This window comes from Maribacter spongiicola, assembly GCF_052119685.1.
Classification (GTDB): Bacteria; Bacteroidota; Bacteroidia; order Flavobacteriales; family Flavobacteriaceae; genus Maribacter; species Maribacter spongiicola_A.
The window spans coordinates 86,028-102,389 of the sequence record NZ_JBGQOO010000001.1 but is presented as its reverse complement, the minus strand read 5'-3'; the positions used below and the strand labels follow the sequence as shown (position 1 = coordinate 102,389).

The window sequence follows — 16,362 nt, the reverse complement described above, 5'->3', positions numbered from 1 at the left end:
CGATTTCTTTAGATATTCACCTGCTCTTTTCTAAAATAGGCAGGTGTTTTACCTGTAAGTTTTTTAAATAGTCTAGAGAAGTAAGAAATATTGTCTAAGCCCACTTTTTCGGCAATTTCTTGTAATGGATCATTGGTAGTAAGAAGAAGCAATTGAGACCGTTCTATTCGCTTTTCTTGAATAAATTTATTAGGTCCGGATCCATATAATTGGTTGAATAGTTTTGAAAAATGATCAGGACTATAATTGCACATTGTAGCCAATTCGACCACTGTTATCGATTGATGTAAATTATTATTGATATAGTTTATAATCTTTTGCATCTTATAATCGGCTGCATTGATATCGCTTTTCAATTTATAATTTGTAATAAATTTTGAAAATAGGATCGTAAGCAAGCCTTGTGTTTCTAGAAAGCTTTTTGTGGTCAACGTTTCGTTCTGCTTAATAAAATCTTGCAAAGTAGGTTTGTTATCATAAGTCTTGGGGTCACTATTTTTAATACCCCTATTTGTGTTTATGGCAAGCAACTGTTCAAAATAACCTCTATCTCTCTCATCGGCCTCAATTTCATATATAAATTCTTTTAAGCTATAAATAGATATTCCATTACTAACCTCTTCTAAAAAACTAATGTAAAATTGTTCGTGATAATGATCACAAGAATACCTGGCATAGCAATAGCTAGGTACTATGTACATATATCCAGGTTTTAAAGTAAACATTCGTTTGTTATGGTATAGTTTAGCACTTCCAGTTGTAATGTAATACATACGTGTAAAAGGGCTAACTACATTATCAAAATCCCACGAACTATTTAGTTTGGCATAGCCAATATTTAATAATGTTAAACGTAAAGACTGCAGAATCTCTATCATAATTGGCTGGTAATTTATTTACTAATTAGACTCTTTATGGCTGATTATCGTATTATTTAAATTTTCACTTTTTACAAAAGCTGGGTTTCAGACATTAAAAATAGAGATTTTACCTCAAAAATTAACTTGACATAACCTGAACATATCGGAAATGTACATTTTACAAACTGATTTGTGATAAGCTTTAGGTTATTGAAAACATATTTTTGAGAGGAAATTTATTTTACAATTTTTTATGACAAAAATCAGCAAACATATAATTTTCGGCATTTTAAACATAGTATTATCAGCCTGTGGTGGGCCAGAATTACCTGAATTAGTAGAGATAGCGTATGAAAAACTACCTGATAATGTTGATTTTAATCAACATGTTAAGCCTATTTTATCGGATAAGTGTTATTTATGTCACGGACCGGATAAAGGAAATATAAAAGGAGGTCTACAACTTCATGAAGCATCATTTGCTTATGGTGAGTTAAGCGAAAGCCCTGGCAAATTTGCAATAACTCCCGGAAATTTGAAGAAAAGTGAATTCTTTAAGCGTATTATGACAGATGATCCAGATTTAATCATGCCGGCACCAAGTTCGCATTTAACGCTTACAGAATATGAAAAAGCAGTTTTAATTAAATGGATAGAAGATGGCGCGGAATATAAAGATCATTGGGCCTTTTTGAAACCTGAAGAAAATAAAATTCCAAAAGTAGATAATCATGATTTGATCGGAAATGAAATTGATAATTTCGTTTTAGAAAAACTAAAAAAGGTGAATCTATCGGCTTCTAAAAAAGCTGACAAAGAGGTATTATTACGTAGGGCTTCTTTTGATTTAATTGGTTTGCCGCCTACACCTGAAGAAATTAATACATTTTTAAAAGATACTTCACCCAACGCCTTCGAGAAACAGATAGATAGGCTCTTGGCCTCATCGCACTTTGGGGAGCAGATGACTTTAGATTGGATGGATGTTTCTCGTTATGCCGATACGCATGGTTATAGTAATGATAAGTACAGAGATACATCGCCGTGGAGAGATTGGGTCATAAAATCTTTTAATGAAAATATGCCCTATGATGAATTTTTGACTTGGCAATTGGCTGGCGATTTATTTGAAAATCCAACTAGAGAGCAAAAATTAGCAACAACATTTAATCGCTTACATCCTCAGAATTTAGAGGGTGGTATTATAGATGAAGAATTTAGATCAGAATATGTTGCCGATAGAACAGCAACCGTAAGTCAAGGTATCTTAGGCTTATCTTATGCCTGCGCAAAATGCCATGATCATAAATACGACCCTATCTCTCAGAAAAACTATTACGAGATGTATAGCTTTTTCAATAATATAGACGAAACAGGATTGATTCCTTGGGATTTGGCTACACCCGTACCGGCGATGCTATTACCAACTAAAGAGCAAGAAGGTGTTTTGGCATATTTAGATGAAATTGTAAAAACCACTGAGAAAAGACTAGCGGAAACAGAAACAACCGAAGTTCAGAAAGCAGAGGCATGGTTGGCTAGTAACGACCATAAAAATATTCCGGTGAATGCTAAACCCAAAGGACTGATCGCTGCATTCAATTTTGATGAACAAAAACTTATTAATACCGTAGGTGGTAATGGTCGCAATAAAATTCAAATGCGTCAAGAGTTTGTGCAGAACGAAAAAGCAACCTATAAGCAAGGTGCTTCGGGTATGGGCTTGGCGATGGATGGTGATACGTGGCTAGATTTGGATAAAATTGGAATTTATAAAAGAAATGAACCGTTCAGTATTTCTATTGAAGTATTTATACCGACCGACTTAGACGACGGGGTAATATTCCATAAAATGAATAGCTCTGAACTACACTCGTTTAGAGGGTATCATCTAAAAATAAAAGAGAATAAAATAGAAGCATTGTTAGCGCATGTGTATCCAGACAATGCGATAGTTATTGAGTCTTTAAATGATGTGCCTAAAGAGAAATGCGTTCAGTTGACGATGACTTACGATGGTTCTAGTAAAGCGGAAGGAATTTCAATTTATCAAGACGGCGAAAAACTGAAAACCAAAACAACGTTCGATAATCTTTATAAAGATATTGTATTCAATGGCTTACAATTATATGGTGCAGAGAGTCCAAAATTAGAACCAGGCTTGAGAGTAGGGGCTATTTGGCGAGATAAGGGTATTAGAGGGGCTGTAGTAGATAATTTATTGGTGTTTGATAGAGAAATTTCAGCTATTGAGGTGCTACAAATAAAGAATTCTGATAAGTTAAAAGAGCTGCAACAAAAGCAATTTTCAAACTTAAGCGCATCTGAAAAACAACAATTATCAGCATACTTTTTAAATACAAAATCTAAGGCATATGCAACTGTTCTCAAAGAGGTAGAGCTTAAAAGAAGAGCTTTAGTAGATAGCATAGAAAAAGTCAAACAAATAATGGTAATGAAAGAGCGTAAAACGCCTCGTCAAGCTTATATTTTAGATAGAGGAAATTACGATTCACCTACCGATTCGGTTTTTCCTAATTTGCCTGAAGATATTTTACCATGGAAAAAAGAATGGCCAAAAAACAGGCTAGGGTTGGCTAAATGGATAACAGATGAGAAAAATCCGTTGACGGCTAGAGTGACGGTGAACAGGTACTGGCAAAATTTATTTGGTAGAGGGTTGGTATTAAGTTCAGAAGATTTTGGTAATCAAGGCGATTTACCTACTCACCCTAAGCTATTAGATTGGTTGGCTATTCGTTTTGTAGATTCCGGTTGGGATGTCAAGCTATTATTAAAAACCATAATGATGTCAAGAACATACCAACAGAGTTCGGTTATAAGCGAAGAACTTCTTGCAGTCGATGGGGAAAATAAGTGGTTGTCTCGCGGACCTTCCACACGACTATCAGGTGAGATGCTTCGAGATAACGCGCTATATGCATCAGGGTTATTAAATGAAAAAATTGGAGGGGAGAGCGTAAAACCTTATCAACTCGAGGGATTATGGGAAGTGAACGGCGACACCTATGTTCAAGATAGTGAAGAAGGGCTTTATAGAAGAAGTATGTATACTATTTGGAAAAGAACGGTTCCAAACCCAACTATAGCAACATTTGATGCACCTACAAGAGATTTATGTTCTTCTCGACGACAGAAAACCAACACACCGCTACAGGCGCTGATAATTTTGAATGACCCAACGTATATAGAGGCATCGAGAGTACTGGGCAAACACATTTCTGAAGCTACTTCTATTGAGACGGGTATTCGTTCCGCATTTATAAAACTGACGGGTAGAGAACCTAATCAACAAGAATTATCATTATTGTTAAACCTGCAGAAAGAAGAGTATTCGAAATTTCAGAAGAACATTGATAAAACAAAGGGCTGGATAAATACAGGTGCTTTCAAATTAAGCGAAGCTGATGACAGAGCCCTTATTGCTGCAAATGCAGTAGTGGCAAGTACTATTATGAATGCAGATGCCACCATCACAAAAAGGTAATTGGCTAACCTTAAACATATAAAACTATGTGTAACGATCATCAACATAAATTAAGGTCTAATAATAAAGATTTACATAAATTAGAAAGTCAGCTAGACAGAAGACATTTTTTAAAGAAAACGTCTTTGGGTATTGGAGCCTTGGCATTGGGTAGTCTTTTGGGAACCGAAAAATTATTCGCAGGTATTGATAAGAATAGTGCGCCCGAAGATATTCTAAAAGCATATAATAAGAATAGATTAGGACTGCCACATCATCTGCCAAAGGCGAAAAGAATCATCTACCTTTTTCAAAGTGGCGGACCATCACAAATGGATCTCTTCGATTACAAGCCAAAACTATCAGATATGTTCGGTAAAGAACTTCCTGATTCTGTAATGAGTGGTCAGCGATTAACAGGTATGAGTGGTAACCAAAGCACACTTCCCATTGCACCATCAACTTTTAATTTTAAACAATATGGAGAGTCAAGAGCTTGGGTCAGTGACGCAATGCCTTATTTATCTGAGGTAGTTGACGATTTGTGTTTTATAAAAGGAATGCAGACGGATCAAATTAATCACACTCCGGCAATAACGTTTATGCAAACGGGTAATCAGTTACCGGGTAGACCTTCTATTGGTTCGTGGTTAAGCTATGGTCTTGGTTCTGACAATGAAAACCTACCTACGTTTATTACCCTGGTTTCTAAAAATGGAAAAGGACAACCGTTAAAGGCCAGCTTATGGGGCAACGGATTTTTACCTACCGAACACCAGGGCGTACAATTTCGCTCGGGTAAAGACCCAGTGTTGTACCTAAGTGATCCAGAAAATTACGACGGTAATGATCGTAGACATATGTTAGATTATTTGGGTGATCTTAATAACCTTCAACACGATGCTTATGGTGATCCAGAAATTCAGGCTAGAATGTCGCAGTACGAAATGGCTTTTAAAATGCAAACTTCTGTACCCGAGGTTTCAGATCTTTCAGACGAGTCAGACAGTACTTTTGAGATGTATGGTAAAGATAGTAGGGATCCAGGCACTTATGCAGCAAATTGCCTAATGGCAAGAAAACTATTAGAAAAGGGCGTAAAATTTGTGCAGCTGTATCACCAAGGTTGGGATCAGCATAACTATTGTCCGGGTGGGGTTAAAAGTCAATCAAAGAAAACAGACCAAGCTACTGCTGCATTGGTCAAAGATTTAAAACAACGTGGTATGCTAGATGATACCTTGGTAGTTTGGGGTGGTGAATTTGGTAGAACGGTCTATTCTCAAGGTCAACTTACAAAAGAGAACTATGGTCGAGATCATCACCCAAAAGCATTTACTATGTGGATGGCAGGTGCAGGTGTAAAGCCAGGTTTTAGCTATGGCGAAACAGATGACTATAGCTATAACGTGGTTAAAGATCCAGTGCATGTGCACGATTTTCATGCAACGCTTTTACATCTATTCGGTGTTGATCATGAACGATTAACCTTTAAACATCAAGGTAGGCGATACCGTTTAACCGATGTTCATGGTAACGTAGTCAAAGATTTATTAACCTAGTAGTCAACAAATAACATTTATGCCAACCAGAAGAAATTTTATAAAAAAAACCACTATTGCGGGTGCAGCTTTAACGGCTGTACCAACATTCGGATTCAATACTCTAAAAAAGAATAAACCGGCTGATACCATATTAGGCCATGGCGAATATCAATATAAGGTGCATAACGATTGGGCACAAATAAGTTCGGTTAGAACACCCTTGTTGAACTGCCATGAAATGGAAATGGATAGTAAAGGTCGTTTAATTATGATCGGTGATCACCCACAGAACAATGTGTTGATATTTGATAAATCTGGTAAGTTATTGGACTATTGGGGAACTGCCTACCCAGGTGGTCATGGATTAACAATTTCAAAAGAAGGAGGCGAAGATTTTCTATTTTTGGCTGATTCTGGGTGGTACCTAAATAAAACAGGGAAATGGACCAAGCATAATGGTAGAATTTCAAAAACTACGATGGACGGGAAGGTTCTATTTGATATTGGGCACCCACAAACTATTGGTGTTTATGAACCAGGATTAAATTTTTGTCCCACTGAAGTTGCCGTTGGTCCTAAGGGCGATATCTATGTGGCAGACGGTTATGGGCAAGATTTTATTTTACAGTACAATCATAAAGGTGAGTTTATTCGTAAATGGGGCGGACATGATAATGAAGATCCGAATTATAATCTTCAAAATGCACATGGTGTCGCAATAGATTACAGAGAAAAAAATAATCCAATGGTAGTTTGTACTTCCAGAAATGAACAATCGTTTAAGTGGTTTACTTTAGAAGGTAAATATGTTAAGACACTTAAACTACCGAATATGCAGGTATGTAGACCTGTTTTTGATGATGTTAATTTATACGCAGGGGTATGCTGGTCTCAACCTATAGTAGGGAAAACAAATTGGAAAGATCATACTGGTTTTGTTACCATTTTAGAGAATGACAAAGTAGTTTCTAACCCAGGTGGTACAACTCCAGAATATAAAAACGGTGAATTGCAAAAATCATATCAATTAGAGAATAAACCTATTCTTCATGGTCATGATGTATGTGTAGATGAAGACAAAAATTTATACATCTGTCAATGGAACGCGAATAAAACAGCACCTATTAAATTAGAACGTGTTTAAGGTAATTTTGAAAAAGTAATTATGGATAATAGTGTTCCAGATTTTGTATTGTTTTTAGGTAGGTTTCATCCGCTTGTTGTGCATTTGCCAATTGGTTTTTTATTTTTCGCATTTGTTCTAGAAGTTTTTAGCAGATGGAAAAAAAATCCTGTTTTAACATCAGGTATTCCTTTAGCCTTATTTTTAGGTGGACTTAGTGGTGTCGTTGCTTGTATATTAGGGTATATGTTGTCCTTAAGTGGTGATTATGAAGAAGCTGCTTTAGATACTCACTTTTGGTTCGGTATTGCAACTACCGCAATTGCTTTTCTAGCATGGCTCATACGTATCGAAAAAATAAAAATTTCTAGTTTAAAAAAGCTACAGCCAAATATTTCATTTCTTACGCTATTGGTAATACTGTTAAGTGTTACCGGTCATTATGGTGGTAACCTTACCCATGGAAGTGATTATTTGGTGAAATATATGCCTTTTGGCGGTGCAGAAAAAGAGGAGCTTGTTGCGGTAACTAAAGTAGAAGATGCTGAGGTTTTTGGTCATTTGGTTAATCCTATTTTACAGAATAAATGTGCAAGCTGCCATAATTCAAGTAAAAAGAAAGGCGGACTTTCTATTGCTGATAGTGTATCTATCCTTGATGGCGGAAAAAACGGAGAAGTAATAATTGCTGGGGATGCCCTGAATTCTGAAATGCTAAAAAGAGTATTGTTAGACCCGCACGATGATGATTTTATGCCTCCAGAAGGTAAAACACCATTGACCGAAGAAGAGATAGCTATATTAACGTATTGGATAGATAATGCGCAAGCGAACTTTAAAACTAAAGTTGCTTCTGTAGAAACAGATGAAATTGTAACGGGTATCGCCAGTACTATGTTAGGGTTGTCAACGGGTTCTTCTAGTGGTTCAGAAATACCTATACCGAGTGTGAGTCTAGTTTCAGATAATAAAATAATTGAACTACAGGCAGAAGGTTTTAGGTTACGTGAACTTGCATTTGAATCTGGGTTGTATGAAGCTGTATTAGCGCCAAATTCAAATGAAAATGCTACACCCGATGCGATGTCCAAAAAACTCGAAAAATTACTTTCTATAAAAGAAAATATTCTTTGGTTGTCATTAGAGAATAATCAAATAAAAGATGATCATGTAAAATTGATTTCCCAATTCCCGAATATTCAGAAATTGAAATTGAACGATAATCCGTTATCAGATAATGCAGTTGAGCAATTGATTAAATTAGAAAATTTGACAAGTGTAAATCTGTTAGGGACTGAAATAACCTCTAAAAGTATCCCTTCTTTTTCTGAAATGAAGCAGCTTAAATATGCCTATGTTTGGAAAACGAATATTAAAAAAGAGGATATAGTAAAAGTATCGATCAATGATTATCCTAAAATTATAATCGATTAAAAATTAAATAGGAGCACTAAATCACATGAAGAAAGGTATATTTTTTAGTAGTATCATAATTTTAATTTCGCTCGGTTGTTCTTCGCAAAAAACAATTGTCGATTCAGAAATTAATACGCAAAAATATACTCCAGATTGGGAATCTTTGCAGCAATATGAAGTGCCGGAATGGTATAAAGATTTAAAATTCGGAATCTATTTTCATTGGGGACCGTACGCTGTTCCTGCTTATGAAAATGAATGGTATTCTCGGTGGATGTATGTAGATGGGCACCAAATTAATAAACATCATAAAGAAACGTATGGGCCTTTAGATAAATTTGGCTACAAAGATTTTATACCCATGTTTAAGGCAGAAGCGTTTGATGCCGATGTTTGGGCAGATTTATTCGTAAAAGCTGGGGCTCAGTTTGCAGGACCCATTGCCGAACATGCCGATGGTTTTGCCATGTGGGATAGTCAACTTACCAAATGGGATGCAAAAGATATGGGACCCAAAATAGATGTAGTCGGCGCTATGGAAAAAGCCATAAAATCTCGCGGACTTAAATTTATCACTACCTATCATCGTCATTGGCTATATGCATGGTACCCAACTTGGGATGAAAATTCAGATGCTTCAAATCCATTATTTGAAGGGCTTTATGGTCCGAAAGTTCCAGAGGGTACATTTGTTATGGCAAATAAACCTACAGATCCCTTACCTGATGAAAAATTTAACCAAGATTGGTTAGACAGGCTTACGGAATTAACCACTAAGTATGACCCTGATATTGTTTGGTTCGATAACAAAATGGATATCATAGGTGAAGATTATAGAAAACAATTTTTAGCAGATTTTTATAATAGTGGACTTGAAAAAGGGAAAGATGTAGTCGTTACCTATAAGTTTACCGATTTAGCGGTGGGCTCTGCAGTTTTAGATTTAGAGCGCTCTAGAATGAGTGAGAAAAAAGAGTTTACTTGGTTAACTGACGATTCTATAGATTGGAAAGCATGGAGTAATATTGAAAATCCTGAATATAAATCTACCAATAGGCTTATTGATTTTTTGGTCGATGTGGTCAGTAAAAATGGAGCAGTATTACTTAATATAACACCTACAGCTCAAGGTAAAATACCCATTGAAGTTGAAGAACGCTTATTGCAGATGGGAGAGTGGTTAACTACCAATGGCGAAGCTATCTATGGAACCAGACCTTGGAAAATTTATGGAGAAGGACCTGCAGAGGTTATTGAAGGTCATTTAAGTGAGCATAAGAATGCAGATAATACAGCAGCGGATATTAGATTTACTACTAAAGACAATTTATTATATGCTTTTGTTCTAGACCGACCAGAAGTAGAAATACGTATAAAAGCACTTGGTAAACACGAAAGAAAAATAAAAAGTGTTCAACTTTTAGGTAATCCTGAGAAAATATCTTGGGATCAAAATGATGCGGAACTAATTATTCAACCTTCTGAAAACAAAATTGGTGATTACGCATTTGCCTATAAGATTGAGTTTGTGAAATAATATTTTTCATAAAACACTAAAAAGCTATTTTCATAGATAGCAATTGGTTAAGTGGGAATAATACTTTTTAAGTTTTATGATGAAAGATCATATGTTATAGTGTAAAAAACATTTGAAAAGATATTTCTTTAGTGGTCGATTAACTTTATATAAAACCATAAGAATGAAGTTTTATATGTTGAATTACACGATATTTTATGCACTAGCTGTATGTATATTGACCTCTTGCAGTAGTGGCGATGACTCAGCTGATAAGGTTGAACTAGATACTATAGCCCCCACAATAAATTGTCAAGAATCTATAATCGTAAACGTTGAGTCTTTCGAAGATGGTGCTGTGGTTACTTATGAAACTCCTAAAGGAAGCGATAATATAAGCGCAATTACATCTCAAATTAAGGGTTTGGCAACAGGAGCAAAATTTCCGATAGGTACAACAATCAATACTTTTGAGGCTAGAGATACAGCAGGAAATAAAACAATATGCAGTTTTGAAGTTACCGTTGTACAGAATGATGCATCTGCAAATCTGCCTTATTTTATCAATGCAAATCCTACACCTGAAGGCAAAAAATGGACAAAGGTCGAGAATATGTCAGATGAATTTAATGGGACCACTTTTGATGATGATAAATGGCATAGAAGTCCGTCGACCGATGGCTTCAACTGGATCGGTCGCCCGCCGGGCTTATTTGAATCTGATAATGTTTCCGTTAGTGACGGTAACATGAATGTTACTACCGAAGAATTTGAAACTCCAAAAACAGTTAATGGCATAGAGTTTACCCATGGTGGAGCAATAGTACGTTCTAAGTTAAATGCAACACAAGGGCATTATTATGAATGTAGAATGCAAGCGAATAAAACAATTATGTCCTCTACTTTTTGGATAGCTTTTCAACAGAACTGCAATACTGGTCCACTAAGAAAACTCGAATTAGATATACAGGAATGTGTGGGCAGACTTACAACGACAGCTGCTTGGGCGGCAGATTTTGATCATATATATGCCTCTAATACTTGGCGACATGAAAGGGAATGTGATACTGAAGTTACCGGTTCAAAACAAAGTCCCGCCAAAACAGTTTTAGAGGAGAAAAATAATTCTAGGTATTTTGTATACGGATGCTGGTGGAAATCGCCAACTGAGATATTATTTTACTTGGATGGACAATTAACGCATACCATTACAAATCCGCCTGCCGATTTTGATTTAGAGGGGCATTTGACCATGGCTATAGAAACTTATGATTGGAACCCGATTGATTCTGAAACAATATTTAAAACTGCTTCTTTTGATGATCTAACAACAAAATATGATTGGATCAGATCTTGGAAACTTGAAGATGAATAGTTGACGCGCTTAATACATCGAGAACATAAAGTGAATTAGGTGAAAAGCCGGAGTTGTTTTACCAACTCCGGCTTTTTTTATTTGTAAATATGTTAATATTCCTTAGAACTATTTAGGTGTTATTTATTGTAGTTCAAATAGGCGTAACTTATCATCGTTAACGGCACTTAAAATTCCGGTCTTGTTATCAATAATTATTTTCTCAATTCCTTTTACATTATAAGGAAGTAAAATTCCACTTTCAAGGTAATTTATAGCTTTATAATTACCATTTTCGGTACCTAAAAATAGTTGACCTATTGATGCATCTGCTCTTGTGGTTTCAACTTCAACCTCAAACTTATTTCCTGCTATTAAAATATCGAGAATGTTGTCATTATTAAAATCATCTACAACAATGCCATTTATAACAGAAAACTGCGCCTCTTTTGGGAGTGGTTTGATCTTTAGTTCGCCATTATTGTTTTCTAATATAATACTTTCAAAAAGTTGAACTTCATATTTTAACGCATTTTCAATATTTGGTAAAATATCGTCAATATCTGCTTTTGCAAATTGTTGATAGGTTCTAAATTTTTGACTTATTTGTGGCAGTTGTTGAGAAGAACATTCTTTACCACGCACAGGTACAAGCCTATCTTTGTAGTGTTTGGTCAGAAAAATATCATTAGTACCATTACGATCAAAATCATTTGCATAGATGGTAAATGGTTTTTCAACGCTAGCGGTAAATTTGTAATTAAGGCCAAGATTTCCGATTATAAAATCAGTGTCTCCGTCTTTATCGATATCGGTGGCAACAATTTTGTTCCACCAACCGCTTGTTTTTGCTAAATTAAAAGATGCAGTTGCATTGATAAATTCTTGACCTTGTTTTTTGAAAATGGTAATGGGCATCCATTCACCAACGACGATAAGCTCTTCTAAAGAATCACCATCAATATCGTTCCAAGTAGCCGAAGTAACCATGCCGATCTTTGATAGTTCAGGAGCTATCTTTTGCGTCACATCTGTAAAAATACCCTTATCATTTTCAAGTAAAAAGCTGTTTGGTACGTTAGGGTAAGAATTAGGAATCAGCCTACCGCCAACGAAGAGATCTAAATCACCATCCTTATCAAAATCTAACGGTACAACACACGAACCGCTCTCTGTTACATTCGGTAAACTATTCGTAAGTTCAAAATTACCTTTGCCATTATTAAGGTAGAGTCGATCTTGTAGGGTGGGGGAGTTTTGTTCAAATTCATTGCCGCCACTTACCACGTATAGGTCTACATCTAAATCACCGTCAGCATCAAAAAATACTGCACCAACATCTTCGTATTTTGAGGTCGATTCGAAAGCTGGTTGTTTAATTAACGAGAACTGACCTTTAGAATTCTGTAGATAAAGTGCTGCTTGCTGATTTGCCGCGCCACCTACATAAAAATCATCTAAGCCATCATTGTTGACATCTCCGACGGTTATACATGGTCCATTTTGAGATAATTTATGAGGAAGTAGTATCTGTTTTTTAAAATCATCATATTCGTTTTCATGATGAACAAAGGGTGAACTGAACTTTGAATCGGTGACTTCTGTAAAAATAGTTTTAGCAGAGGCTTCAGGGACTGTTTTAATTTTTGCGGCTTCATAATTAATCTCTAGCATTTGGTTAGCCTGTACACGCTGCAAAGTATATTCTTTACCGTCTGGCCAAACAATATCTAATTCATCTATAGAATCTGTTTTTCCCAATCCGAAATGATTGATTGGTTCAATAGATGATAAATAGCCTCTTACAGTTTTGAACTCATGAAATTGTATTTCGTTATTATACTTTAAAGTTATTTTAGCACCTAAACCCGTTGGGTTGTTCTTAGGGCCGTTCAATTTTATTTTTAAGTAATTGTTATCTAATTCTTCAGAAGTGTTTTTATAGATAAAAGCAGTGCCATCTATATTGTTTACAATAATATCGAGATCACCGTCGTTGTCCAAATCACCTAAAGATGCACCATTGGATAAGCTTTCTTTATCTAGACCCCATTCTTTTGTTTTTTTGGTAAATGTTAGGTCGCCATTATTTTGAAAAATATAATTTGGTCTTTTGTTTTCTTTGAATTGATTTACAATGTAAGCTACATTTTCTTGAGTAGTCTTTTTACGAGCTTCCATACTCTGCATGTATTGCCCTATATTAGCATTCGTGTCTTTGTCCCAAATATCTCTTTTAAATCCGTTAGTGATAAAGAGATCATTAAAGCCGTCATTATCAAAATCACTACCTAAACAAGACCAACTCCAATCGGTTTTTCCTACACCTGAATATGCGCTGATTTCACTATACATACCGTTACCCCGGTTTAAGTGTAGCATGTTGTGCATGTATTGGTAATGAAAACCGTTCGTGGTCATATCACTGAACAATTTTGTATTCATCGACGCCATGGTAGTTTTAGAACGTTCGTAATCTTCAGGTAACATTTCTAATTGAATGATATCTTCAAACCCATCATTGTTAAAGTCTACAATATCTACGCCCATAGCGTAAAAAGGAACGTGGTTAAAGCGCTTAGTAAGTTCATCGTTAAACGAGTTATTGCCTTGATTTATATACGCATAATCTCTTTCTAAATAATCGTTAGAAACATAGATATCTATTTTTCCGTCACTATTTAAATCTGAAGTAGCCAAACCTAAACCGTAGCCGTAATTATTATTTATTCCGGACTTTAGCCCAATTTCTTCATATTTTCCATTATTGTTAATGTATAATTTATCTCTATAGAAATCATCTTCGTTAGCTTTACCTTCTAGTACTTGAGTGTAATTTTGAAAGAATTTTTCAGGTCTGTTAGTAAGGTACATGTCTAAATCGTTATCATTATCGGCATCAAAGAAAGAAGCCATAATCGAGTAGCCATTATCATTTAAACCAAATGATGCCGCATCTTCTTTGAAGGTCAAATCGCCTTGATTAATAAAAAGTAAATTTTCTCTGTCTTCCTTTTTATTTCTAAACCCACCTCGGCAAACATAAATATCAAGTAGATTATCTCCATTTATGTCGACCATGACAACACCGTTATGCCATCCTTCGTTTTTGTCAATATTCGCTTTTGCAGTGATATCTTCAAATTCAAAATTGCCTTTGTTCAGGTAAAGTTTGTTTTCAACTTCGTTGCCCACAAAATAAATATCTGCTAAGCCATCATTGTTAATATCGCCAACGGCGACCCCTGCACCGTTATATACATAGTTGAAAAATTCATAAAAATGCTCGAAATTCTCTTCAATGTCATTACTAAAAGTTATTCCGCTTGTTTGTGAAGCTACTAACTCAAACAATGGTGAGTCATTTTCTTCTTTTAGTACATCTTCTTTGGTAATATCTTTTTTGCATGTAAAGAATGAGAGACAAGCAAATATTAAAGCTACAAACTTGTATTTCATAATTTAATTGGTGTTTTATTAATAGGTAAGGAAAATAAAAAAAACTGCCTGAAAGATTAATTTTTCAGACAGTTTTTTATCTATTCTAATATAAAAATTTTATTATGGTCTTGCTTCATCAGATTCAATTACTATATCGTCAATATAGAAATCAGCATAGGCAGCCCAAGCTGATACTATATTAAATTTCCCAGCGTGAGTAGCTAGTGCAGTAAATTTAAATTCAGATTCTAGCCATCTGTCAACTAAGTTTGGATCTCCTGCCATAGCGTTAAAAGAAAGCTGATTGGCACCACCTTGATTATTAAAGCGGAATAAAATATTAGGAGAATTAGCTGTCATATAACGTTTAAATTTTATAACATAATTTTGACCTGCCACTAGATTAACTTCAGCAGTAGCCGTTTGAGCATTAGCATTACCCTGTGTGGCACCACCATTTCTATTTAAAGCTAAGTTGATTACCTTACCTGAAGGGACTACACCTGTTGGTTCACCTGTTGGAGGATCTACTAATAGAACCTCTGTAATTCCATCAATTGTAGCATTTTGAGGTAATTTAATCCAATCAAAATCTAATGCTTCTTCAAATTGACCTTCAGAAATTAAGAACTGTTCTTTAAACGACTCTACAGGTAAGTCTGTAAAAGTTTCTGGGGTCCTTGTATCCATCGCCACAATATTACTTCCAGGCAATAATGATACAGTAATATCATCATCTTGATAAATTGCATCTTGTAACTTAATGTTTAAAAAGCCTTGATCAGTTGCATCAACAGATAAACTTTCTACGGCAAAATTAACACCATTCACTTTAACCTCAATGAAAGCTTCTTGACCGGTAACAGGTTCAAAATCTCCATTAAAAGAAATGCTTATTGTTTCGTCTTCTAATTCTACAGCAGCATCTGGTACTAAAGGTACAGGCTCTGTAACAGTAATAAATCCTTCAACAGTTTTAGTAGCTTCGCTTAGCGGAGACTCTCTGTGTGCAGTTAATGTTACCCTGTACGTACCTAATGTGTTGTAGGTTACAGTAGGGTTTTCAGCGTTAGAAGTAGCGGGCGTACCACCTTCAAATGTCCATTCGAGACCATCTTCGGCTCTAGCTTCTTCAAATAACGATCGTAAATTCTCAACTACAGGTGTAAATGTGGTACTAGCACCGATAATAACTTCAGTATCTTCAGCTTCAAAATCAACATTTACTTTATTATATACACGAACTAAAAATTCACCTTCTTCAACCGTACCGTCATCATGTGTTACTGATAATGATGTAAGATAACCTGGTAATACACCCTCTGCATTTAAAGATTGCCCAGTTAGGTAATCAACATCTACCGTTGCTTGGTCAGAAGTAGGTATACTACCCTCGGTAAATGTCCATAATCTACTGGTAACATTTGTTGACGAATCAATAAAAGTAATGGTACCCCCTTCAGTTATATTTCTGTTTTTTGCTGTTGCTTTAAAGTTCACATCTCTAATGCCGTCTCTAACATCACCATCTTCTTCACAACTTATAAATGTTGCTAAAAGTGCTAGTGTTAAAACCCACAGGCTATAATATTTTTTATTTTTCATTTTTATAATGTTTTTG

Annotated in this window: 9 protein-coding genes; 6 read left to right on the top strand and 3 right to left on the bottom strand. The window is 35.4% G+C overall.

The annotated features are described in order from the left end of the window. Positions 1 to 8: 8 nt before the first annotated feature. On the bottom strand, positions 9 to 878 hold the full coding sequence (locus ACEN2N_RS00345; RefSeq protein WP_441822468.1) for a helix-turn-helix domain-containing protein: 870 nt from the start codon (positions 876 to 878) through the stop codon (positions 9 to 11). A gap of 235 nt (positions 879 to 1,113) precedes the next feature. Here ACEN2N_RS00345 and ACEN2N_RS00340 point away from each other — a divergent pair, with 235 nt between their 5' ends. From ACEN2N_RS00340 to ACEN2N_RS00315, 6 genes are all read left to right on the top strand, one after another. Beyond that, positions 1,114 to 4,368, top strand: a complete 3,255-nt coding sequence (locus ACEN2N_RS00340) for a PSD1 and planctomycete cytochrome C domain-containing protein (RefSeq protein WP_441822467.1) — start codon at positions 1,114 to 1,116, stop codon at positions 4,366 to 4,368. A gap of 26 nt (positions 4,369 to 4,394) precedes the next feature. Continuing rightward, a complete protein-coding gene (locus tag ACEN2N_RS00335) occupies positions 4,395 to 5,909 on the top strand; it encodes a DUF1501 domain-containing protein (RefSeq protein ID WP_441822466.1) in 1,515 nt (504 codons plus the stop codon). 19 nt (positions 5,910 to 5,928) lie between these two features. Beyond that, complete coding sequence (locus ACEN2N_RS00330; protein WP_441822465.1) at positions 5,929 to 7,035, top strand: twin-arginine translocation signal domain-containing protein; 1,107 nt, start codon at positions 5,929 to 5,931, stop codon at positions 7,033 to 7,035. Between the two features lie 21 nt (positions 7,036 to 7,056). Next, a complete protein-coding gene (locus tag ACEN2N_RS00325; RefSeq protein ID WP_441822464.1) occupies positions 7,057 to 8,448 on the top strand; it encodes a DUF2231 domain-containing protein in 1,392 nt (463 codons plus the stop codon). A 25-nt stretch (positions 8,449 to 8,473) separates the two neighbouring features. Next, positions 8,474 to 9,967, top strand: a complete 1,494-nt coding sequence (locus ACEN2N_RS00320) for an alpha-L-fucosidase (protein WP_441822463.1) — start codon at positions 8,474 to 8,476, stop codon at positions 9,965 to 9,967. Positions 9,968 to 10,130: 163 nt separating this feature from the next. Beyond that, on the top strand, positions 10,131 to 11,321 hold the full coding sequence (locus ACEN2N_RS00315) for an HYR domain-containing protein (RefSeq protein WP_441822462.1): 1,191 nt from the start codon (positions 10,131 to 10,133) through the stop codon (positions 11,319 to 11,321). A gap of 123 nt (positions 11,322 to 11,444) precedes the next feature. On the opposite strand, the gene ACEN2N_RS00310 is transcribed toward ACEN2N_RS00315, so the two are convergent. Together ACEN2N_RS00310 and ACEN2N_RS00305 are read right to left on the bottom strand one after the other, a co-directional pair. Beyond that, on the bottom strand, positions 11,445 to 14,759 hold the full coding sequence (locus tag ACEN2N_RS00310) for a VCBS repeat-containing protein (protein WP_441822461.1): 3,315 nt from the start codon (positions 14,757 to 14,759) through the stop codon (positions 11,445 to 11,447). Between the two features lie 102 nt (positions 14,760 to 14,861). Then, positions 14,862 to 16,346 (bottom strand): PKD domain-containing protein, encoded by a 1,485-nt coding sequence (locus ACEN2N_RS00305; protein ID WP_441822460.1) that lies wholly within the window; start codon positions 16,344 to 16,346, stop codon positions 14,862 to 14,864. Positions 16,347 to 16,362 lie beyond the last annotated feature (16 nt).